Source organism: Nesterenkonia sedimenti (assembly GCF_012641515.1).
Lineage (GTDB): Bacteria > Actinomycetota > Actinomycetes > Actinomycetales > Micrococcaceae > Nesterenkonia > Nesterenkonia sedimenti.
The window spans coordinates 359,064-381,028 of the sequence record NZ_JABAHY010000001.1; the positions used below are offsets into that span (position 1 = coordinate 359,064).

Genomic DNA, 21,965 nt, shown 5'->3' on the forward strand with positions numbered 1-21,965 from the left:
CCCTATCCCTGTGGCACTGTCTGGGCTGCGAAGTCCTGAGCGAGGTCCTTCTTCCGGATCTTGCCGGTGGCAGTCTTGGGCAGCTCGCCGAGGATATGCACTTCGCGTGGGTACTTATAAGCGGCCAGCGATTCCTTGGCGTGGTCCTTGATCGCTTCGTCGGTGGCCGTCGAGCCCTCGCTGATACTGACCACCGCCACAATTTCCTGTCCGTACTGTGGATGGGGTTTGCCCACGACGGCGACTTCAACCACATCGGGATGGGTCGCGATGACCTCTTCGACCTCCCGTGGGAAGACGTTATAGCCGTTGCGGATGATCAGTTCCTTCTTCCGGTCGACCACAAAGAGGTAGCCGTCCTCGTCGACGTAGCCCATATCTCCGGTGTAGAGCCAGCCTTCTCGCAGGGTCTCCGCGGTGGCTTCGGGGTTGCTGTAGTAGCCCTTCATAATGCTGGGCCCGCGGAAGGTCAGCTCTCCGACATTGTCCTTGCCCGGGGGCAGGATCTGACCCTGTTCGCCGATGACCCGACATTCGGTGCCCCAGAGTGGTTTACCGATGGAGAGGATCTTGCGCTCTTCGGCGGAGATGTTCACGGCCACGGAACTGGTGGATTCTGAGAGGCCATAGCCCTCCAGGATGGTGGCGGAGCTGAAAGCTGATTCGAAGCGCCGAAGCGTCTCTCCGGGCAGGGCTGATCCGCCCGAGGTGACTTTCTCCACGCTGGAGAGATCACGCCCGGTGGTGCCGGCGTCGATCATGGAGATCAGCATCGAGGGCACCGCGGAGAACCGCACCACCTGGTGTTCCTCGATGAGGTCCATGGCTGCCACTGGATCGAACTGCGGCAACAGGATCATGGTGACCCCGTTGTGCACCGAGACGTTGAGCACGCTGGTGAGGCCGTAGACGTGGAAGAACGGCAGCATGGCCAGAGTGGTGTGCTCTGGTTCCAGGCCGATCCTCTCGGTGGCCACAGTGGAGTTCATATAGATACCGAAGTGGGTCAGTTCTGCGCCCTTCGGGGTTCCGGTGGTACCACTGGTGAAGACGATGATGGCAGTGTCATCGGCCTCGGTGGCGGCCATATCCCCGGCTGGTTGCGGGGCGAGCAGGGCGTTGAAGTCCTCAGTTCCCTCGGGGCGTCCGGCGGTGCCGGTCTCCACTACATAGACCGGTACATCCCCGACTTCAGCCGCAGCCTGGACGGCCTCAGTGGCCACTGCATCTGTGGTGATCAGCAGTTGGCAGTCGGAGTGCTTGAGCATGAAGCCCACCTCTCGTGCTGAGAGCAGTGGGTTCAGCGGAACCATGACGTATCCGGCTCGGACCATCCCGAAGTAGGCGAAGAGGAACTGTGGGAGGTTCGGCAGCTGCACCCCGATCTTCGCCCCCGGCTGCAGACCCAGCCGGCGTAGATTGGCAGCCACGAGGTCTGCTGCCTGGTCCACCTGCTCGTAGCTCCAGCTGCGCTTGCCCAGGACCACACAGGGCTTCTCAGGGTGGTCGGCTGCGGTTTCACGCAGCATGAGCGAGACGTTGAAGGTCATTTCCCCTCCTCCCGGGGACGCAGCAGGGAGAGGATCTCTGCCACGCAGGCCGGTTTCTCGGCTCCTTCGACTTCCACGGTGATCTCCAGGACGGTCCGGGCCCCCTGCGGTGTCTGGTCGAAGGCGGTGAGCTTCGCACCGGCGCGGACCCTGCTGCCCACCGGCACCAGGCCGGGGAAGCGGACCTTATCGGAGCCGTAGTTGATCCCCATGGCCAGTCCCTCGATCTGGTATATCTCCCGCATGAAGGCTGGGATCAGTGAGAGAGTGAGGTAGCCGTGGGCGATGGGTCCACCGAAGGGCCCAGAGTGGGCCTGTTCGGTATCGGTATGGATCCACTGGTGGTCGTCAGTCGCATCGGCGAAGAGATCGACCTGTTCCTGTGTGATGGTGCGCCAGTCGCTGTACCCCAGGTGAGTGCCCAGGGCTTCGGAGAATTCCTGCAGTCCGGAAAATGTCTTCATAAGTCTCTCCTCAAAGGGGTTAGGTGCGGGGGCCGCCGGCTACGTAGAGAACCTGGCCGTTGACGAAGCCGGCGTCCTCTCGGATGAAGAAGGCGGCCGCAGCGGCGATATCCTCGGGCTTTCCGGTTCGGGCCACCGGAATCTGCTCGGCGGCCTTCTCCACGAAGGTTTCGTAGGGGATGCCCATCCGCTCTGCGGTGGCTTTGGTCATCGCCGTTTCGATAAGCCCCGGGGCGATGGCGTTGACCGTGGTGCCGTACTTGCCGAGTTCGATGGCCAGGGTTTTGGTGAAGCCCTGGATTCCGGCCTTGGCTGAGGCGTAGTTGGCCTGTCCCCTATTGCCCAGGGCAGAGGTTGAGGAGATGTTGACGATCCTGCCGAAGCCGGCATCTCGCATATGACCTTGGACTGCCCGGGACATCAGGAAGTGCCCACGGAGGTGCACGTTCATAACTGTGTCCCAGTCATCGGTGCTCATTTTGAACAGGAGGTTGTCCCGCAGGACCCCTGCGTTGTTGATCAGTACGGTTGGGGCACCAAAGTCTGAGGTGATGGTCTCGACCAGTTGGGTCACCGAACCCTCATCGGCCACATCCGCCGCATAGGCCTGGGCTGTCCCGCCTGCGTCGGTGATGGAGCTGACGGTCTCCTCACAGGCTTCGGCGCTGAGGTCCACGGCGGCCACCGCATATTCCTCCGCGGCGAGCCTCTGGGCCAGGGCGGCACCGATGCCGCGGGCTGCCCCGGTGACGATTGCTGTGCGTTGGTTAGTGGGCATTGCTGTAGCTGCTCCTGGGCTCAGATTGGAAGTTCAGATCGGGGATCAGACGAAGGCTGAGACGCCGGTGATGGAGCGTCCGACGATCAACGACTGCATGGAGTCGGTGCCCTCGTAGGTGTAGACGACTTCCATATCGGTGAGGTGGCGGCCGATGTCGTTCTCCAGCAGCAGCCCGTTGCCGCCGAGGATGTCGCGTGCAGTGGAGACAACCCATTTGGCCTTCTTCGCCGCCGAGAGTTTGGCCATCGAAGCCATTGGGGCGGTGAGGTGGCCCTGATCCTGGAGGTCCACCAGGCGGTAGCACATCTGTTTGATCGAAGTGACCTCGGCGAGCATATTCGCGAGGTTGTTCTGCACCAGCTGGTAGCTGCCGATGGTCTTGCCGAACTGGACGCGCTCGCCGGCGTAGCGTACGGCAGCCTCATAGGCCCCGATGGCATGGCCCAGAGATTCGAAGGCGACTCCCCCACGGGTTGCGGTCAGGACCTTATTGACGTCCTTGAAGGAATCGCAGTGGGCCAGTCGGTCAGCCTCAGGGATCTGCAGATTCTCGATGAGAATATCGGACTGCAGGATCGCGCGTTTGCCGATCTTGCCCTCGATGACCGTAGGCCGGAAGCCGTCGCGGAACTCCTGATCAGGTTCACGCTCCAGAACGAAGGCCTTGACCTGACCATCTGCCTCATCACGGGCATAGATGATCACAACATGGGCATATGAGGCATTGCCGATCCAGCGCTTATGCCCATTGAGGATCCAGGTGTCACCCTCCCGGCGTGCGCTGGTCTCCAGTGCCACGGAATCGGAGCCGTGCAGCGGTTCGGTCAGTGCGAAGGCCCCGATACGCTCCAACCGCGCCATGGCAGGCAGCCACCGCTGCTTCTGCTCCTCGGAGCCCATAACGTTGATCGATCCCATCGCGAGGCCGGAGTGGACGCCGAAGAATGTGTTGAAGGAACCATCGCCACGTGCGAGTTCCACGGAGACCAGGGCTCCTGCCATCCGGCTCATCCCGGGGCAGCCGTAGCCCTCCATCACTGTTCCGGCAACATTGAGTTCGGCGATCTTGGGAACCAGTTCGTGCGGAAACTCCGCCCGCTCCCAGTAACCGTTGATCACAGGCTTGAGGTCATTATCGACGAACTGCCGCACTTTGGCCTGAATGGCCAGTTCCTCCTCGGTGAGGCGGTCGTCGAGCAGATAGATGTCGTGGTCACTGAGTACGCCATTGCGGGTCGGGGTTTCGGTCATACTTGAATCTCCTTTCAACTCCGCCATCAAGCATGTGTGCCAGGTCACATTCATTCAATGGGCGCAGTGCACAAACCCTCTTGTGCACTGGCGCCAGAGCCGAAGCATGAGATCGTAGTCACATGAATCGGAGCACGTCAGCAGAGTCTGCACAGGTCGATCAGGACCCCGAGGCCCTGTTGCGTCAGGCCTGGCGCCAGATGCTGGAGCAGTCTGATGAGATCGCTGATGAGATCACCAGGGTGACTCTGGATCGGGATGCCGGTGCCAGTTGGTCCACCGCGGAACTGCAAGCACTGCTGCGCCGGAGCATGCGTGAACATATCCGCCGGGGCCTCTCCCGACTTGCCGAGGGCACAGACCAGCAGCGCCGGGCTGCCTCGATGGCCGAGGTCCTGCGGGCCACCGGTATCGAGCGGGCCCGTCAGGGCGTACCGCTGGAGGCTGTGCTCTCTGCCTATACCTCAGGGAACCTGTTGGTCTGGGAGGAACTGGCGACCCGGGTGCGCAACGGACGGATCACCCTGCCTGCCGAGCAGCTGGTGGCCGTGGGCCGCAGTCTCTGGCATGAGCTGGAGATCCAGTCGAAGTTGGTCAGTGAGGCCTATCGCCGGGAGATGGCACGGCTGGAGGTCCAGGACCGACGCCGCCAGGAGAACTATCTCGCGGGCCTCCTGGAGGGCCGCGGTGCCCTGCCAGAGTTCGCCGCCCGATCCGAAGAGATTCTGGGCCTGCACCCGGAGACACCTGTGGTGTGTGTGGTGGCCATTGTTGAGGACACCTACAACGACCCCCTGCACCACCCCGAGGACCGGATCGAACGCCTGGGCGGCACCTCTCGATGGGGTATGCGCGACGACGCCTTCTACGGGATCATCAGCTTCCAGGGGTTGGATGAGGAGCGGCTCAGTGACGCCCTGCACCCGGCGGTGCGTGGTCGGGTAGGACTCTCCGTGGCGCGGGAGGGAATCGCCGGCACAGCCTCGGCCTTCCGTCTGGCCGGGCGGGCAGCTGCTACCCTTCCCCCCGGTGAGCCCCGTCTGGTCTGGGCCTCGGCGCGGCTGCCCGAACTGCTGTTGGAGTCCAGCCCCGAGCTGGGCACCATGATTATGGACCAGGTGCTGGGTCCGGTCCTCAGTCTGCCGGTGCATCAGCGCAGCACCCTGCTGCAGACTCTTCAAGCGCTGCTGCGCCATGACGGCTCCCCCACCTATGCGGCAGAGGAACTGTTCTGCCACCGCAACACGGTGATCTACCGCAGCCGCCAGCTGACCGAGCTCACCGGCTGTGATATGCAGAAGCCCCGAGACCGCCTGCTGCTGCAGCTGGCGGTGATCGCCTATGATCTCGCCGTGGCTGCGGGTAGGGGCTGGCAGCCGGGACACCAGTAGAGTCTGCGGCCCTGCAGCTCCCGCTCTGCGATTGTCGCCCCACAGCGCAGGCAGGGGGTTCCCTGATGCTGGTAGACCCAGTGTCGGCGCAGTCGCAGGTCACCGCCACGGGCTCCCAGCTCCGGCGCCTCAGGACGAAGAGTCCGGATGATGCCTTCGGCGAAGCCGGTGCGCAGCTGCTCGGTGAGTCGCTCCCAGAGGGCGGTCACCGCCGCCCCGCGGAGCTCATTGGCCGGGGTATCGGGGCTGACTCCCTCCTCGAAGAGGGACTCAGCCCGGTAGATATTGCCCACTCCGGCGATCACTGCCTGGTCCATCAGGGCCGCCCCGATGCTGATCCGGCGGCGGGCGAGATTGCTGCGGAATTGTTCGAGCAGCCTGGTGTCGGTCTCACCTACCGGCTGCTGCAGGGGGTCGGGGCCCAGTCTGGCGATGATCGCCTCATACTGCATGGGGTTCAGCACTGCGCACCTGGCCGGTCCACGCAGATCCGCCCACCCATTGTGCACATGAATTCGGGCACGTACAGCCCCGGTAGCCGGCTGCGGAATGATCCAGTCGTCCTCGGCGTAGCTGGGGGTGAACTCCTCGGCTGCCACCCGGGGTGCACCGAGGGTTGCCGGTGCGGTGAAGCTGCTGTCACCACGGAAGCTGAAGGCCCCGTAGAGGCCGAGGTGTACCTGCCAGATATCGGGCCCGAGGTGGACGAAGAGCTGTTTCCCCCAAGCCTGGGCGCGTTCGGGCACCCTGTCGGTCAGGCGTTTTGCCCCGGCTTCGAAGCGCCCCTGTGGCGAGCTGACCCGCCACGGGCGACCGATGAAGTTCTCCTCCAGCTGGGCGGCGAGCCGGTGGAGTGTATGCCCCTCAGGCATGCCTCAGTCGAGGATTTCGCCAGTTGTCTCGTAGTGGCTGATCTTCCCGATCCGGCGGGCATGCCGCTCCTCGCCACTCCACTGGGCAGTCAGGAAGGCTTCCACGATCTCAGTGGCCTCCTCCACACTGTGCTGACGCCCGCCGAGGCCCACCACATTGGCGTTGTTGTGTTCCCGGGCCAGCCGGGCGGTCTCCAGGTTCCAAGCCAGTGCTGCCCGAATGCCCCTGACCTTATTGGCCGCGATCTGCTCTCCGTTGCCGGAGCCGCCCAGGACGATCCCCAGCGCTTCGACGTCATCCTGCCAGTCCTTGGCCACTGCCTCGGCGGCATGCAGGCAGAAACCGGGGTAGTCATCCTGGGCATCGTATTCCTGGGGCCCATGGTCGATGACCTCGTATCCGGTGGACCGCAGATGGGTCACGAGGTGGGCTGAGAGTTCCATACCGGCATGATCAGTGGCAATGTGGACACGCATACCTCAATCCTAATCGCATCTGTCGGGAACACTCAGCGGGACGGTATCGTTTCCCAGGTAATGGATAAAGACCGCGACGACGCCGCCTCACCCCAGCTGCCCGAGTTCTCCCGCCGCCTCGGTGCGCCTATTGCCACTGTGAAACCAGCCGGGAAGCCGCCGTCGAATGTGACCGGCCGCCCCGGCTCCGAGGACGGGCCTGCGGTGCCCCATCAGCCGGGTCCGCCACGGCCGAAGGATCTCGGCTTCATGCCCGGGCCGGATGGCCGTCCTGTGCCCCAGGATGAGAACCCTGATGAGGTGAATCCGCACAGTTTCTATGCCCAGGTGGGCGGCCATGAGACGTTTAAGAAGATCGTTGATGTCTTCTACGATCAGGTGGCTGAGGATCCTGAGTTCCGGGCGATGTACCCGGAGGAGGATCTCGAACCCGCCAAGGAGCGTCTGCTGATGTTCCTGGAGCAGTACTGGGGCGGACCCCGCCGCTACCAGGCCCAGCGCGGTCACCCCCGGCTACGGATGCGGCATATGCCTTTCCGTGTCGATGCCGCCGCCCGGGACACCTGGCTGCGGTATATGCGCAGGGCAGCCGAGGCCGCCGAACTCTCGGCAATGCATGAGGCTGAACTCTGGGACTACCTCGAGCGAGCAGCCCATTCCATGGTCAACAGCTGAGACCGGTAGACTGTTCTGCCGGGTCGCTATGGCCCATGCCCGAGTAGCTCAGGGGATAGAGCAGCGGCCTTCTAATCCGCCGGTCGGGGGTTCGAATCCCTCCTCGGGCGCGTGTCACATCCGCACCGTGTGGTGATGCTGTCCCTGCACACCTCACCCTTGGCCCAGGCAGGAACCGGCGACGCCGGTGGTCTCAACGTCTATGTCAACGCCCTGGCCCATGCCCTCTTGGCACGCGGTCATACCGTGGACATCGTCACCACGGATCTGGACTGGTCTCTGCCGGAACCGGGGGAAGCCGATACCGATAAGCTCCATATCTTCGAGGACACCGGCCTGCGGGTCCATGTGCTCAAAGTCTGCCGCAGCTGCCGGGAGGACAAGTCCCGGCTCATCGAATGTCTGCACGATCTCGGGGCTCGGGCCCTGGAGAGTCTGCGCCGGGCGGATTCCGCCCCGGTGGCGGTGGTGCATTCGCATTACTGGATCTCTGGCCTTGCCGCTATGGGGGTGGCCGAGCAGCTCGGCGCCCGTCTGGTGCATACGATGCACACCATCGGCGCAGTCAAAGAAGAGCGTGATCCCCATGCGGTGGAGGACCCCCGCCGTCATGAGGCCGAGCAGCAGATCGCTGCATCGGCCGCAGCGCTGACCGCCAATACGATCCGGGAGTCCGCGGATCTGCAGCGGATCTTCGGCGTGGGGCCAGAGCGGATCGCCATGGTCCATCCGGGCACCGATCTTGAGGTCTTCCACCCGCCGGTCGGGGATGATCCCCGCTGCACTCCCCCGGATCTCCGGCCCCTGAAACTGACCTTCGCCGGCCGCCTTCAGCTGCATAAGGGCCCCCAGGTTGCCGTGGGGGCGATCGCCGAGTTCCGCCGGCTGATGCCCCATGTTCCGGTGCAGCTGACCGTTGCGGGCCGCCAGTCGGGGCCGGATGCTATCGATATCCCCGCCCTGGCTGAACAGGAGGGGGTCGACGACGTCGTCGTCTATTCCGATCCGCTGCCGCATCCTGAGCTGGCGGAGCTGTTCCGCGACTCGGATGCGGTTTTGGTGCCCTCCTACAGTGAGTCCTTCGGGTTGGTGGCACTGGAGGCTAAGGCCTGTGGGACACCTGTGTTGGCCCATAACGTCGGTGGACTGGCTGAGCTGGTGGACCACGGGGCCACCGGGATGCTCATCGACTCCCTGGAGCCTGAGCTGTGGGGACAGGCCCTGCAGCAGTTGGTCGGCGACTGGGAGCAGTGGCAGGCCTATAGTGCCGAGGCGGCCCGCTGCGCCCGGAAGTACTCCTGGGACGCCACCGCCGGGCAGGCCCTGGATGCCTACCAGTTAGCCCAGGTAGCGGGAACGCCAGGCTGAGTTGTACTTCTGGTTCAGCTCCCGCTGGACCTTGGAGCCGATTCTGCGTTTCTGCACCGATTCCTTGATCTTCGGTTTGAGCCCCTGTGGTGTCCGAATCATACCCTCCTGGGCGACTGTGGCCACCAGCTGGCCCTCCCGGGTGTAGATGGAACCGGTGCCCAGCCCGCGGGAGTTCTGTGCACTGGGGCTGTCCTGAATGTAGAGCAGCCATTCATCGGCACGGGCATGGCGGTGCCACCAGAAGGCGTGGTCCAGGGAGGCGACTTTGAGCCCGGGCCGGGCCCAGTACTGGCCGTGCTGGCGCAGCACCGGTTCCAGGAGCGTGTAGTCGGAGGCGTAGAGGATGGCAGCCCGATGGATATTGGGGTCATCCGGCAGAGGTGCCTTGGTGCGCAGCCAGACTGCTGAGGTCGGGCGGCGGTCCCGGTCGGGCTCGAGGTAGAGCGGACGGTCGATATGCCGGATTTCGAAGGGACGGCCGCGTCCCCATTCCTGCATCACCGGGTGGTCCACATGGCCGACCAACTCCTGTGGGGAGGCCAGCTCCTCGGGGTCGGGGACCGCAGAGGTGGGCATATGCTGATGGTTCGGACCGGCTGCCGGCTCCTGGAAGCTCGCGATCATGGACAGAATCGGCTTGCCGTCCTGGTAGGCCTGAGACCGCCGGGCAGAGAAGGATCCCCCGTCGCGGAGGCGTTCCACCCGCAGTTCGATGGGTTTGGTCGCATCGCCGGGGCGCAGGAAGTATCCGTGGACCGAATGCACCGGGCGTGAGGGATCCACAGTCTGCATGGCCGCAGTGGTGGCCTGGGCCAGCACCTGGCCGCCGAAGACACGCCAGAAGGCCTGTTCGAAGACCGGGGCCAGGAATCGGTCCTCTGTGGTGTCCCCTGCTGGAAGAGCTTCGAGGTCGAGCATTCCCACCAGCTGCTCGACGGACTGCTCTGGTGTGGGCACTCGGTACGCGCGTTCTGCCATACTGTTCATCCTATGACCCAACACCTGCATTTCGCCGAGGCCGCAGCCCTTCAAGACCTCAACACCTTCGTCAAACGGGGCCGGAAGATCAATGAGCAGGGCATCAGGCTTCAGGCCGTGGGCACTGTCCTGGCCGCCTGGTTGCCCGTGATGACACCTTCGACCCTGACCTCACGCATCCCCGCGGTACTGGGTCTGCGCACGATGGCACTGGCTGAGCCATCTGAGGCGGATCTCACAGTCGAATTGGGGGCCGTGGCGGAGCGTCTGGCCCGGATGAACCCCGTGGATGTACAGTTTCCGCTGCCCCCGAGCCAGATCAATGCGCCTTGGGCGGCGGTGACTCCCCCACGCTCGGGCTGGGAACCTGCCGGGACCATTCGGGATGCTCAGCTGCGGCAGGCCGCAGAATCGGGGATCTCTGAGGTCGCCCGCGTGGTACCTGAGACCGCCGGCGCCCACGTGGTGGAGCAGGTCCGTGAACGGATCTGGGGCGCAGACCTTCAGGAGAGCCTCCCGGCACTGAACATTGCGGGGATTCCTGCCGGTGCAGCCTTCGGTGCCTATTCCCTGGGTTTCCTCAGTGATGATGAGACAGCGACCAGCACAGTTCATACCCTGGGCAGGTGGGTGCGGCTGAGCTCTGCCGGGGGCTTCATTCTTGCCCGCCGAGTGTAAGCAGGGGCTTGTTTTCCCCACAGCGACCCAAGGTGACGGTGACACTCCGCTGCCTCCACATATGACGACGTAGGACTGCCGGACTGTCCTGACCGCAGCCAGACTCGAGAGGGCGCAGGGGTTGCGCTGACCACGGCCCGCCACCGCCTGCCCTGATGATCGAGGCTGTGGATCAAGGAGTGTCCGGCCATGACTGACACGATGACAGTTCGGGGATTCGCCGGTACGGATCCCGAGTTCAAGGCTGCCAACACTGGAAACAACGTCGCGACTTTTCGCCTGGGCTCCACCCCTCGGTGGCGTAATCCTCAGACCGGCGACTGGGTCTCGGGAGAGACCAATTGGTTCACCGTGGCCTGCTTCGGCCGCTTGGCTGAGAATGTCACCGAATCGATCCGCAAGGGCGAACCGGTAGTGGTCGCCGGAAGGCCACGGATGAAGCCCTGGACTGATCAGGAGGGCCGGCAGCGCTGGGATTTCGAGATCAATGCTCAGGTAGTCGCTCATGATCTCAGTTTTGGGCATACCAGTTTTGAGAAGGTCAGTCCCAGTACCTCAGCCTCGGCCCAGGAGCCGGTCGAAGGCAGCGCCGAGGATTCCACCGATGAGCAGCAACAGCAGGGGCCGGCAGATCCCTGGAATGGTGAACCAGAGATCTCCCGGCCGCAGGCTGCTTGAGCGGAGTCGGTCTCAGCCTCGGGTGAGGCGGCGGTGGGTGACCCGGCTGGGGCGTGCTGCCTCCGGGCCGAGACGTTCCACCTTGTTCTTCTCGTAAGACTCGAAGTTGCCCTCGAACCAGTACCAGTTGGCCGGATTCTCCTCAGTGCCCTCCCAGGCAAGGATATGGGTGGCCACTCGGTCCAGGAACCACCGGTCGTGGGAGATGACCACGGCACAGCCGGGGAACTCCAGCAGGGCGTTCTCCAGGGAGCCGAGGGTCTCGACGTCGAGGTCGTTGGTGGGCTCATCGAGCAGCAGCAGGTTTCCACCCTGTTTCAGGGTCAGGGCGAGGTTCAGGCGGTTGCGCTCACCACCGGAGAGCACCCCGGCCTTCTTCTGCTGATCGGGGCCCTTGAACCCGAAGGCGGAGACATAGGCTCGTGAGGACATCTCCACGGCACCAACGTGGATGAAGTCCAGACCGTCAGAGACGACCTCCCAGAGGCTCTTCTCGGGGTCGATGTTCTCGCGGTTCTGGTCGACATAGGAGATCTTGACGGATTCACCGACTGTGAGATCCCCTCCGTCGAGCTCCTCGAGGCCCACGATGGTCTTGAACAGGGTGGATTTACCCACACCATTGGGACCGATCACACCGACGATGCCGTTACGCGGCAGCGAGAAGCTCAGCCCGTCGATCAAGGTCCGGTCGCCGAAGCCCTTCTGCAGGTTCTCGGCCTCGATGACCTGGGTGCCCAGGCGAGGACCCGGTGGGATCTGGATCTCTTCGAGGTCGAGCTTCTTGGTGCGCTCGGCCTCAGCAGCCATCTCCTCATAGCGGGCCAGACGGGCCTTGGACTTCGACTGACGGCCCTTGGTGTTGGAGCGGACCCATTCCAGCTCCTCGGCCAGGCGCTTGGCCAGTTTTTGGTCCTTCTTGCCCTGGATCTCCATCCGGGAGCGCTTCTTCTCGAGGTAGGTGGAGTAGTTGCCCTCGTAGGGGTAGAGCCGTCCGCGGTCGACCTCACAGATCCACTCGGCCACATGGTCGAGGAAGTATCGGTCGTGAGTCACGGCCAGGACTGCACCCTCATAGGAGGCCAGGTGCTGCTCGAGCCACAGCACGGACTCCGCGTCGAGGTGGTTGGTGGGCTCATCGAGCAGCAGGAGGTCAGGCTTGGACAGCAGCAGCTTGCACAGGGCCACACGACGGCGCTCACCACCGGAGAGGTGCGTGACCGGTTCGTCGCCGGGTGGGCAACGCATGGCATCCATGGCCTGTTCCAGCTGGGAGTCGAGATCCCAGGCGTTGGCGGCGTCGATATCCGACTGCAGGGTGCCCATCTCTTCCATCAGGGCATCGAAGTCGGCATCGGGGTTGGCCATCTCATCACTGATCTCGTTGTACCGGACCAGCTTCTGGTATATCTCCCCCACACCCTCCTGGACATTGCCCAGGACCGTCTTCTCCTCGTTCAGGGGCGGTTCCTGCTGCAGGATGCCCACTGAGTAGCCGGGTGAGAGCCGGGCCGAGCCGTTGGAGGGCTCGTCGAGACCGGCCATGATCTTCAGGATTGTGGACTTACCGGCTCCATTGGGGCCGACCACACCGATCTTGGCTCCGGGGAAGAAGGACATGCTCACGTCATCGAGGATGACCTTGTCGCCGACCTTCTTACGGGCGGACTCCATCTGGTAAACGAATTCAGGCATACCAAGAGCCTATCGAAGTTTCTGGGCTACGCGGGCCTGGCCGGGGATGACGTACAGCCAGGGTGTCCAGGGCCGCAGCCAGACGAACAACACCGTGATCAACATAGTGATCGTGGTCATCAGCACCACCTGAAGCCCCGTCTCGAGGTCGGTGTGCCGGAAGACGTTATCTCGTAGCGCGATGATCACCGGGAAATGGGCCACATAGACCACGATGGAGCTGCGGCCGCACCATTCGATGAAACGCACCAGGCCCCCGCGGGGCAGCCTGGGGGCCAGCCAGAGCAGCACTGCGATGCCGAGTACCGAGATACCGGCGGCAGCAAAGCTGCCGACCCTGAGGCTTCGGTCGTCGTAGCCCATATGCGCCAGATAGGCGGTGAGCAGCAGCAGTGGCAGCATCAGCAGCCAATGCGTTCTCACCCAACGTTGGATGAGTCGCCCTGCCCAGGCCCCGAGGAAGAAGAACGCCCCGTACCAGAAGGTACTGCCCAACAGGCCCCCGTGGACGGCATCGGTACTGACATAGGTGGTGATCATCGCCAGGAAGAGTCCGAGGAACCCCCAGCTGTAACCATGTGGGATATATGCCATCAGGGGCTTGAAGATCATTGCAGCCGAGTAGCACAGCAGCAGTGCCATGAGGAACCAGAGGTAGTCTCCGGTGACCAGCAGTCCCAGCAGATCATTGGGGACACCCACGCCTCCATTGATGAGGAATCCGTAGATGAACATCCATACCAGCAGCGGCCACAGGATTGCGGCGACTTTGCCCCAGATGTACAGCGGCAGCGGCTTGGCCAGTGAGCGGTGCAGCAGCATGCCGGACATAAACATCAGAAGCGGCATCCGGAAAGGCGTGAGGTGGCGGTTGACATCGGACCACCATTCCACGGAGGCTCCGGCGATGATCTGACTGTTGGCGTGCAGGATGACCACCAGGAGCACGGCGATGCCCCGGAGAAAATCCATCCACTGCATTCGGGCAGCCGTCTGTGCGGGTGCGGTCTGGGGTTTCACGTCGGACAAGGTTACTCCAAGTAATCAGTACACACACGGTGATTGGGGATGTCGCGGTGCATTACCCAGAGCCCGTGGTCGTCTGCGGTGACAGTTTCGAAGCCGAGTTCCTCGGCGCGGTCGAATGCTTCCTCAGGGGTCAGCGGATCATTGCCGCCGAGTTCGTCTTCCCAACTATCAATGATCAGCCAGTTGACCTTCTCATCATCGAGTGCCCCGGCCAAGCCCACATGGGTGCGGGTGGTCAGGTGCGGGGCGGCGGTGTCCGCAGCCTCAACACAGGCGCCGTCGGGGATTTCATCCACTGCCCTCTGGTGAGCAGCCGCACGGTCCGGTGCGGACCACGTCTGTCCGGTATAGGTGAAGTGCAGAGGGAAGATGTGGTGCTCACGGGGGGCAGCGAACTGCATGGCTACTCCCCCGATGAGGCTGAGAATGATCAGCCCCGCCGGCAGGATCAAAGCCGGCCGGTATTCATCAGCTGCCTTGGCAGAGAATCGACTCCGGATGCGGCGCAGGGTGTCGAAGGCGGCCAGGATGAATATCACTGCCAGGATGGCATCGTAGTGATAGACCAGGCCCCAGACAGTCAGCCGGTCGTTGAACAGCCTCGAGAGCAGGATCGGCATGCCGATGAGCACATAGGGCGACGCCAGCGGCAATAGCCACAGCGGCAGGAAATGCGCGGTGAGCAATGCGATCTTCAGATAGTGGTCCACCAGCACCGGAAGAGCATTCCACGGCTGGGTCAGCAGGAATACTGCAGCGGCCGAGGCGCTGGGGCCCAGGGCGGTGTAGTCCCAGTAGGAGAATTCTCCATCGGCTGCGAAATGCGGGATCACCACGCCCAGGGCGATCCACAGTCCGACCAGACCGGCGATGGCCAGCACAGCCGCCGGCAGCCAATGTCGCCTGATGGCCAGCACCACGGCGATGGCCATCAGGGTCGCGCCCATATCCTCGCGGACCAGCAGCAGCACTGAGGAGAGGATGACCGCCAGCCATGGACGCTGGTGGTGGATGGCCCAGATCACCCAGCCGATGATCGGGACGCCGAAGGCGATCTCATGGAAGTCCCAGTCGATGAAGGCCTGGAAGGGCCACCACAGCAGCATCGCGGCTGCGGCGAGGATCCCCACCCGGTGGCTGAACCAGTCACGAACCAGCAGGTACACCGGCACCGCCGCGGAGACGAGCAGGACGATCATCGCCAGGTTGAGCACTCTGGGGTCGTCCCAAATCCAGTACAGCGGGGCCAGCAGGGCGATGATGGGGTGGAAATGGTCACCCAGGAGGTGGAAACCCTCACCCTTGATCGGCACGATCGGAGCGTCGAATTGTGCGTACTGGCGTACTGCCTGATCGAAGATCCCCAGGTCGTACCCACGGGCTTCAAAGTTCCGGAACCGCAGCAGAGAATGGGCCAAGTACAGGGCAGCTGCCCCGGCCAAAACGGCGCAGAGGCTCAGCCAGTGCTTGGCCGGGATGCGCTGACTCACTTGTGCAGCTCCTCAGCGGTCTTGGGCTCAGACTCCTGCGCGGCTGAGTCGACTGTTGCCCGCGGTTCGGCTCTTAGCCGGAGCCGGTGGAAAGTCTCCAGGGCGTAGACCTTCGTGGTGCCGGGGATCCGAAACCTGATCGGTGATTGGAACCAGCCCTTGGTCCAGACCCAGTGAGTCCCGGGCAGCAGACCGATGAGGATCATGCAGATCACCGAGGTGGTCACTGACAGCTGGATCATCTCCTGGTCCAGGTTCAGGAAGCTCCAGATGGAGAGCTGATCCTGGGCTCCGTAGCAGATGAAGAAACCGACGGTGAAGATGACCCATTTGGTCTGCCAGTCATTGCGAATCCCGATGGCGGCGAACAGTGGCAGCAGCCACAGCAGGTACCAGGGGTGAATAATCGGTGAGAGCACAACCAGGGCGGTGAATGCCCAGGTCATCCGGTGCATGACGTGTTTATCGCGGCCGATGAACATCAGCACCAGAACGATGACGACACTGACCAGCCGTCCGATGACCCGGATGGTGTCCAGGGTCCAGTCGGTGTCCTGGCCGAAGGCGGCCAAGGTATTGCTCACCGCGTCGTCGATGATTCCCATCGGAGACCAGAAGGATTTACCGGTGTCTCCAGTTCCGGCCAGCACCATCAGCCAGCCGAAGCCGTAGCCGTTGATCCAGCCGACCACCAAGAGCAGTGCCCCGGAGATCCCGGCAGTGTAGAACCAGTATTTGAATTTCGTCAGCCAGTCGGTCTCCCCCTGCGTCTTGGCTGCAGCCCAGAGCAGTGCGATGAACGGCAGCAGCACCATGGAGATGATCTTCATCCCGATCGAGACAGTGATCAGGACAGTAGCCAGCACTCCCCTGCCTTTGGCCGCATAGTAGATACCTGCCACCGCGAAGCCCATCATCAGTGCATCGTTATGTGCCGAGGAGATGAAGCTGATGATGAACAGGGGGTTCGCGCAGGTCAGCCATTGGGCTCGCCCCCCGTGGACTCCGTAATGAGCCGCCAGCTTCGGCAGATAGGCCATCAGCAGGATCACACCGGCTACACAGGCCAGCCGGAACAGCAGCACCGCGGCATCGACATGGTGGTCGGTCACCCACATTCCTGCGGCTTCGATCCACAGGAACATGGGGCCATAGGGGGTCTCGGACTGGGCCCACATGGGGTCGGTGCCGAAATGGAACCAGTTGTCCAGCTGAGAGACCCCCTCCTGGTAAGGATCCCGGCCGGTGAGCACCAATCGGCCCTGGTTCACATAGGCGTAGACATCCCGGGAGAAGATCGGCACACAGATCAGATGCGGGATCGACCACACTGCGGTGGAGATATTGACCACCCGCAGAGAGCCCGGAAGCCAGGACTTCCGGTCAGCCTCACGTAGGGCGCGGCCCAGCAGCAGCCAGGCATGGAACATCACCCAGCAGCCCAGGGTCAGGGCGACCGTTGAGACGTTGACGCCCCAGTCCTCGGTCCGCAGTGGCCGGACCAGGTCCCAGCGGTTAATACTGGAAGCCCCGGCCAGCCAGCCGACACCGAAGGAGCCGATGAGCACCAGCAGCGACCCCACCAGTCCCCAGGCCAGGGCAAAGGGCACCCCGGGACTGGTCAGGGTGAGGCGCTGCTGAGTCTCAGCTGCTGGGGTTCTGGGCACCTGTAGAAATTACCATCATGGTGCTCAGATCAGCGGGTACTTCACCGGTTCGGACTGGGCGATGTGCTCCATCACACGGACCACCTGGGCGGAATAGCCGAATTCGTTGTCGTACCAGACGTAGAGAATCGCTTGGTTGCCGTTGACAATAGTTGCCAGTCCGTCGACGACACCAGCGGCGCTGGAGCCGACGAAATCGGTGGAGACCACCTCGGCGGAGTCGATGTAGTCCACCTGACTGTGCAGGGGACCCTCCAGGGATTCTGCCCGCAGGAAGCGGTTGAGGTCCTCTTTGGAGGCCGGGGCTTTGTCCAGCTCCAGGTTCAGGATCGCCATGGAGACATCGGGGGTGGGCACCCGGATGGCGTTACCGGAGAGTTTGCCGGCGAGTTCCGGCAGCGCCTTGGCCACGGCCTTGGCAGCACCTGTCTCGGTAAGCACCATATTCAGTGCTGCCGAGCGCCCGCGGCGTTCACCCTTGTGGAAGTTATCGATCAGGTTCTGATCATTGGTGTAGGAATGCACGGTCTCCACATGGCCGTGGTCGATGCCATAGGTGTCATGCATCAATTTGGCCACCGGTGTGATGGCATTGGTGGTGCAGCTGGCCGCTGAGAGCAGTTTGTCGTCATCGGTGATGTCCCCGTGGTTGACCCCGTAGACGATGTTCTTGATATCGCCCTTGCCGGGGGCGGTCAGCAGCACCCGGGAGGCACCCTTGGACTGCAAGTGCTGGCTGAGGCCCTCCTCATCGCGCCAGATACCGGTGTTGTCGACCACGAGTGCATTGTCGATGCCGTAGGCGGTGTAGTCCACCTCGGTGGGGTTCGATGCGTAGATCACCTGGATGTAGGTGCCATTGGCGATGATCGCGTTGTTTTCCTCATCAACCCGGATAGATCCGGCGAAAGGCCCGTGCACGGAGTCCCGGCGCAGCAGTGAGGCGCGCTTGGCAAGGTCATTGCCCTTCCCCTTGCGGACCACGATGGCCCGCAGGCGCAGGCCTGATGCCGAGGAGGCGTGGCCGACCAGGATCCGGGCCAGCAGGCGTCCGATCCGGCCGAAGCCGTAGAGGACCACATCCTGGGGCTCTGCTCGCCCCTGGCCCTGTTTGCCGACGACATCGGCCAGCTCGGTCTGCAGGAAAGCTTTGAGGTCGGAGCCACCGGAGTTCTTGAACTTATTGTTCAGCCGGGCAAGGTCGATGCTGGCGGCTCCGAGGTTGAGTTCGGTCAGGGCTTGGACCAGCGGAAGAGTTTCGGAGATGGGGAGTTCGATCTCATCGACCTGCCGAGCGAACCGGTGGGCTTTGAGAATATCGATCGCCGACTGATTGACCAGCTGGCGGCCGTAGATACCGGTAACGACATTGTTTTCCCGGTAGAGCCGGCCGATCCGCGGGATCATGGCTTCTGCCTGAGCCTCGCGGTCGATCCACTCGTTGAGATGCTTGCTCACTTCGGACAAGGGTTGGTTCCTCCCGGTCGGACGTCTTTGTCGGACCCAACTCTATCCAATAATGCGGACAGGTCGGCCGATAAGCCGGGTTCTGTCGAAGGATCATCATCCATCTGGGTTCCGCGTTGCCGCGGACCTCAAGCAGTCAACCCGGATACTCGGGCGGGCAGCCCTCAAACGTATCCTGCTCGACCTTGCTCCGGATGGGGTTTACCGAGCCGCACCGGTCACCCGGTGCGCTGGTGGTCTCTTACACCACCGTTTCACCCTTACCCCTGGTGGGGCGGTCTGTTTTCTGTGGCACTGGCCTGCGGGTTACCCCGAGTGGGCGTTACCCACCATCCTGCCCTGGGGAGCCCGGACTTTCCTCGGTGTGCCGGTGACACACCGCGATGATCTGGCCGACCCGTCCGCCCCTGAGCGTACCAAGGCCAGGTCATCAACGCCCATACGAGACCAGTGAGCACCACCAACCAGACCACATACATGGGCCAGGGTCCCAGGTAGTCGATCAAGGATGCTCCCGCTGGCGGCTCGTTGAGGAAGCCGTAGTTGGTGCCCAGCTGGGCGTTGACCGGGATCAGAATCGCTGCCCAGGCCAGAGCTGCCGCATAAGCGATGAAGAAGTCCCTCCACCCAGGCCTATGCCCGAACCCCCAGACCAGGGCCAGCGGGACTAGCAGGGCTGCAATATGCAGCCCCCAGTAGAAGGCGAAGTCAATGCTCAGCAGGTCCAGCTGACTGTGATGCGGGGTGAGCATCGCCTGCGTATTCAAGGTCAGGCCCCAGTAATAACTGATCGCGATTGCCCAGCGGGCCCGCGTGATCAGTGCTACTGCAGCGATCACCCGCAAGAGATCGGAGTAGTGCAGGGGCAGGGACTCCTGCAGGGTCCAGTTCTCCGGGAGCATGGGAAGTCCGGTCCAGATCAGGGAGAAGAACAGCAGAATCCAGCCAGCGGCAGGTACTGCATATTGCTCAGCAGCCGTATTGCGGATCCTTCTGGCGAGGATGATCACCACTGCACACAGCACCACGGTGACTGCCAGGGTGCCTAAGTGGATGGGGCCGAATTGCTCGTTCACGCCACCTAAGTCTAGGTTCCGGCGCATGACAGCGGTGTTGCTAGGCTGTCGGGGTGAAAATTCTGCTTCCGCCCAGTGAAGGCAAGACCGCCCCCGACTCCTTCGGTGATAACCGGCTCGACCTCGGCTCCCTTATCTTCCCGGACCTATGCGAGGCTCGCACCGAGGTGATGGACTCCTTGGCCGAGGTCAGCGCAGGCGAGGACGCCCAGTCAGTGTTGAAGGTCGGGGCGAAAGCTATGGCTGAGGTCGGCGCGAATACGCAGCTGAGTTCCTCCCCTGCCGCTGAGTCCTGGCAGATCTACACCGGGGTCCTCTACGAGGCGCTGGGGGCGTCGTCGTTGTCTGAGGCAGAACTCGCCCGGGCAGCCGAGGACGTGTTGATCTTCTCGGGTCTGTTCGGGGTGACAGGGTTCGCCGACAAAATTCCGGTCTATCGCTGTTCCATGGATGTGAAGCTGCCGGGCCTGGGGAACCTGGGCATCTATTGGAAGAAGCAGCTGGCTGAGCCGATGGACCGGATGGTCGGTGACCAGCTGGTGGTCGACTGCCGCTCGGGCAGCTATCAGAAGACCTGGCCGGGTCCGGCTGAGCAGGTCCTGCAGGTCAATAACTTCACGGAGAAGGATGGCCAGCGCAAGGTGGTCACGCATTTTGCCAAGCATGCCCGGGGCGAGCTGACCGGACTGCTGCTGCGTCAGCCCAGGCCGGCGGAGACCATCGACGAGGTTGCCGAGGTCGCCGCTCAGCGCTGGACAGTAGAGATCCGGCCCGCTGAGGGACGCAAACCCCACCAGCTGGACCTGGTCTCTAAATAAACAGGGCCGGATCCAGCTCGTAGTGAGCTGGGTCCACCAGGGGCTTATGCTCCTCTTCGCGACGTTTGCGATCCTTGGCCGGAACGCCGATCAGCACTGAGTGTGCTGGCGCTGATTTGACCACTACGGCATTGGCTCCGACGGCTGACTGTTCGCCGATCTCCACCGGGCCCAGAACTTTGGCCCCGGCCCCGACGGTGACGCCATCGTGCAGGGTCGGATGACGTTTGGTCTGTTCCAGGGAGGTTCCTCCGAGGGTGACGCCCTGGTAGAGCATGCAGTCATCACCGATCTCCGTGGTCTCACCGATGACCACACCCATGCCGTGGTCAATGAAGAACCGCCGGCCGATCGTGGCTCCGGGGTGAATCTCGATGCCGGTGAGGCTTCGGGTCACCTGGGAGACCACCCGGGCGGGGGTCTTCAGGGGTTTGACCTGCCACATCTTATGGGCGAGCCGGTGGGCCCAGATAGCGTGCAGTCCGGAATAAGCCAGCACAATCTCGGCGTCCGAACGTGCCGCGGGATCGTGCTCCCGGGCATTCTTGATGTCCTCGCGCAGTCTGGAAAGGATCCCCACGGTCAGCCTCGGATGTCTTCGTAGAGCAGGGTGGAAATATAGCGTTCACCGAAGTCCGCGGCGATGGTGACAATGAGCTTGTCCTTCATCTCCTCCCTGGCGGCAATCTCCAGGGCTGCTGCCACCATGGCGCCGGTGGAGATACCGCCGAGAATGCCTTCCTTGGTGCCCAGCTCGCGGGAGGTGGTGATGGCCTTCTCCAGATTGGCGGTGATCACCTCGTTGTAGATCTCGGTGTCCAATACATCCGGGACGAAGTTCGGGCCGATGCCCTGGATCTTATGCGGGCCTGCGGCTCCGCCGGAGAGGATCGGTGAGTCCTCGGGCTCCACCGCCACAATGTGGAGGTCGCTGTTGTATTCACGCAGTTTGCGGCCGGCTCCAGTGATGGTCCCACCGGTGCCGATGCCGGAGACCAGGACATCCACGGCTCCGTCAGTGTCCTGCCAGATCTCCTCACCGGTGGTGTTGTAGTGGATCTGGGGGTTGGCTTCATTGGCGAACTGCCGGGCCCAGATGGCGTTGTCGGTCTCCTCGACGATCTGCTTGGCCTTCTCCACAGCACCGCGCATTCCCTCAGCACCGGGGGTCAGCACGATCTCTGCCCCATAGGCCCGCAGCATGACCCGACGCTCAGTGGACATGGTTTCGGGCATGGTCAGCACCACGCGGTAGCCGCGGGCGGCTCCGACCATTGCCAGGGCGATGCCGGTGTTGCCGGATGTGCCCTCCACGATCGTTCCGCCGGGTTTGAGCACTCCGGCGGCCTCGGCGGCGTCGACGATTGCCGTACCGATCCGGTCCTTGACGGATGAGGCCGGGGAGTAGAACTCCAGTTTGACAGCCACATTGCCGGGCAGACCCTCAGTGAGTGCGTTCAGCCGGACTAGGGGGGTATTGCCGACAGCTTCGGTGATGTTGTTGAGCAGGGCCATGGTGCTCACGTCCTTTCGGTGGACTGACGATTGCCTGTGTTG

General features: G+C 63.0%; 20 protein-coding genes, 1 tRNA gene, 1 other RNA gene and 1 pseudogene. 7 read left to right on the top strand and 16 right to left on the bottom strand.

Annotation, left to right across the window (positions count from 1 at the left end):
- Positions 1-2 precede the first annotated feature (2 nt).
- The 4 genes from HGQ17_RS01740 to HGQ17_RS01755 are packed head-to-tail and all read right to left on the bottom strand — an operon-like array spanning position 3 to position 4,046.
- Positions 3-1,550, bottom strand: a complete 1,548-nt coding sequence (locus tag HGQ17_RS01740) for a long-chain-fatty-acid--CoA ligase (RefSeq protein ID WP_168886233.1) — start codon at positions 1,548-1,550, stop codon at positions 3-5.
- Positions 1,547-2,014 carry a MaoC family dehydratase gene (locus HGQ17_RS01745; protein ID WP_168886234.1) on the bottom strand — a complete coding sequence of 156 codons (468 nt, stop codon included), beginning with the start codon at positions 2,012-2,014 and terminating at the stop codon, positions 1,547-1,549. Before HGQ17_RS01745 ends, HGQ17_RS01740 begins: the two co-directional genes overlap by 4 nt.
- A gap of 19 nt (positions 2,015-2,033) precedes the next feature.
- Complete coding sequence (locus tag HGQ17_RS01750; RefSeq protein WP_168886235.1) at positions 2,034-2,792, bottom strand: SDR family oxidoreductase; 759 nt, start codon at positions 2,790-2,792, stop codon at positions 2,034-2,036.
- A 45-nt stretch (positions 2,793-2,837) separates the two neighbouring features.
- The gene (locus HGQ17_RS01755) at positions 2,838-4,046 is read right to left on the bottom strand and encodes an acyl-CoA dehydrogenase family protein (RefSeq protein WP_168886236.1); all 1,209 of its coding nucleotides are present in this window, start codon (positions 4,044-4,046) and stop codon (positions 2,838-2,840) included.
- A gap of 122 nt (positions 4,047-4,168) precedes the next feature.
- On the opposite strand from HGQ17_RS01755, the gene HGQ17_RS01760 reads away from it, so the two are divergent.
- On the top strand, positions 4,169-5,437 hold the full coding sequence (locus tag HGQ17_RS01760) for a PucR family transcriptional regulator (protein ID WP_168886237.1): 1,269 nt from the start codon (positions 4,169-4,171) through the stop codon (positions 5,435-5,437).
- On the opposite strand, the gene HGQ17_RS01765 is transcribed toward HGQ17_RS01760, so the two are convergent.
- The gene (locus HGQ17_RS01765) at positions 5,386-6,309 is read right to left on the bottom strand and encodes an Fpg/Nei family DNA glycosylase (protein WP_168886238.1); all 924 of its coding nucleotides are present in this window, start codon (positions 6,307-6,309) and stop codon (positions 5,386-5,388) included. The two genes, HGQ17_RS01760 and HGQ17_RS01765, sit on opposite strands and share 52 nt — an antisense overlap.
- A 3-nt stretch (positions 6,310-6,312) precedes the next feature.
- Positions 6,313-6,786: a ribose-5-phosphate isomerase gene (locus HGQ17_RS01770; protein ID WP_168886239.1), complete on the bottom strand. Its 474-nt coding sequence runs from the start codon at positions 6,784-6,786 to the stop codon at positions 6,313-6,315.
- Between the two features lie 300 nt (positions 6,787-7,086).
- Between HGQ17_RS01770 and HGQ17_RS01775 the strand changes: the two genes are divergently transcribed.
- The 3 genes from HGQ17_RS01775 to HGQ17_RS01785 all read left to right on the top strand — a co-directional run bounded on the left by HGQ17_RS01775 (position 7,087) and on the right by HGQ17_RS01785 (position 8,829).
- Positions 7,087-7,461, top strand: a complete 375-nt coding sequence (locus HGQ17_RS01775; RefSeq protein ID WP_324615162.1) for a globin — start codon at positions 7,087-7,089, stop codon at positions 7,459-7,461.
- 37 nt (positions 7,462-7,498) lie between these two features.
- Positions 7,499-7,571, top strand: a tRNA-Arg gene (locus tag HGQ17_RS01780).
- 1 nt (position 7,572) lies between these two features.
- Positions 7,573-8,829 (top strand): glycosyltransferase, encoded by a 1,257-nt coding sequence (locus HGQ17_RS01785; RefSeq protein ID WP_168886241.1) that lies wholly within the window; start codon positions 7,573-7,575, stop codon positions 8,827-8,829.
- Here HGQ17_RS01785 and HGQ17_RS01790 read toward each other — a convergent pair.
- On the bottom strand, positions 8,800-9,810 hold the full coding sequence (locus HGQ17_RS01790) for an acyl-CoA thioesterase (RefSeq protein WP_211090329.1): 1,011 nt from the start codon (positions 9,808-9,810) through the stop codon (positions 8,800-8,802). The two genes, HGQ17_RS01785 and HGQ17_RS01790, sit on opposite strands and share 30 nt — an antisense overlap.
- Positions 9,811-9,822: 12 nt before the next feature.
- On the opposite strand from HGQ17_RS01790, the gene HGQ17_RS01795 reads away from it, so the two are divergent.
- Together HGQ17_RS01795 and HGQ17_RS01800 are read left to right on the top strand one after the other, a co-directional pair.
- Entirely contained in the window at positions 9,823-10,488 is a 666-nt protein-coding gene (locus HGQ17_RS01795; protein WP_168886243.1) for a hypothetical protein, read from the top strand.
- A gap of 189 nt (positions 10,489-10,677) precedes the next feature.
- Positions 10,678-11,166 carry a single-stranded DNA-binding protein gene (locus HGQ17_RS01800; RefSeq protein ID WP_168886244.1) on the top strand — a complete coding sequence of 163 codons (489 nt, stop codon included), beginning with the start codon at positions 10,678-10,680 and terminating at the stop codon, positions 11,164-11,166.
- Between the two features lie 12 nt (positions 11,167-11,178).
- Here the strand turns inward: HGQ17_RS01800 and ettA are convergent, their stop codons facing one another.
- From ettA to HGQ17_RS15810, 7 genes and pseudogenes are all read right to left on the bottom strand, one after another.
- Complete coding sequence (gene ettA, locus HGQ17_RS01805) at positions 11,179-12,861, bottom strand: energy-dependent translational throttle protein EttA (protein WP_168886245.1); 1,683 nt, start codon at positions 12,859-12,861, stop codon at positions 11,179-11,181.
- A gap of 9 nt (positions 12,862-12,870) precedes the next feature.
- The gene (locus tag HGQ17_RS01810) at positions 12,871-13,881 is read right to left on the bottom strand and encodes an acyltransferase family protein (protein ID WP_168886246.1); all 1,011 of its coding nucleotides are present in this window, start codon (positions 13,879-13,881) and stop codon (positions 12,871-12,873) included.
- Between the two features lie 11 nt (positions 13,882-13,892).
- Positions 13,893-15,380, bottom strand: a complete 1,488-nt coding sequence (locus HGQ17_RS01815; RefSeq protein WP_324615141.1) for a DUF2079 domain-containing protein — start codon at positions 15,378-15,380, stop codon at positions 13,893-13,895.
- Positions 15,377-17,047, bottom strand: a complete 1,671-nt coding sequence (gene mptB / locus HGQ17_RS01820; RefSeq protein ID WP_168886247.1) for a polyprenol phosphomannose-dependent alpha 1,6 mannosyltransferase MptB — start codon at positions 17,045-17,047, stop codon at positions 15,377-15,379. The genes HGQ17_RS01815 and mptB overlap by 4 nt, the downstream gene beginning before the upstream one ends.
- 24 nt (positions 17,048-17,071) lie before the next feature.
- Entirely contained in the window at positions 17,072-18,514 is a 1,443-nt protein-coding gene (locus tag HGQ17_RS01825) for a glyceraldehyde-3-phosphate dehydrogenase (protein ID WP_168886248.1), read from the bottom strand.
- Positions 18,515-18,569: 55 nt separating this feature from the next.
- Positions 18,570-18,914, bottom strand: an RNA gene (gene rnpB / locus HGQ17_RS01830) — RNase P RNA component class A.
- A gap of 22 nt (positions 18,915-18,936) precedes the next feature.
- A pseudogene (locus HGQ17_RS15810) lies at positions 18,937-19,617 on the bottom strand (YwaF family protein); the annotation flags it as partial.
- A gap of 26 nt (positions 19,618-19,643) precedes the next feature.
- On the opposite strand from HGQ17_RS15810, the gene HGQ17_RS01840 reads away from it, so the two are divergent.
- Positions 19,644-20,408: a YaaA family protein gene (locus tag HGQ17_RS01840; protein WP_168886249.1), complete on the top strand. Its 765-nt coding sequence runs from the start codon at positions 19,644-19,646 to the stop codon at positions 20,406-20,408.
- Here HGQ17_RS01840 and epsC read toward each other — a convergent pair.
- Together epsC and cysK are read right to left on the bottom strand one after the other, a co-directional pair.
- The gene (epsC, locus tag HGQ17_RS01845; protein WP_168886250.1) at positions 20,401-20,988 is read right to left on the bottom strand and encodes a serine O-acetyltransferase EpsC; all 588 of its coding nucleotides are present in this window, start codon (positions 20,986-20,988) and stop codon (positions 20,401-20,403) included. The genes HGQ17_RS01840 and epsC overlap by 8 nt on opposite strands.
- Before the next feature lie 2 nt (positions 20,989-20,990).
- Positions 20,991-21,923 carry a cysteine synthase A gene (gene cysK / locus HGQ17_RS01850; RefSeq protein ID WP_168886460.1) on the bottom strand — a complete coding sequence of 311 codons (933 nt, stop codon included), beginning with the start codon at positions 21,921-21,923 and terminating at the stop codon, positions 20,991-20,993.
- Positions 21,924-21,965: the final 42 nt, after the last annotated feature.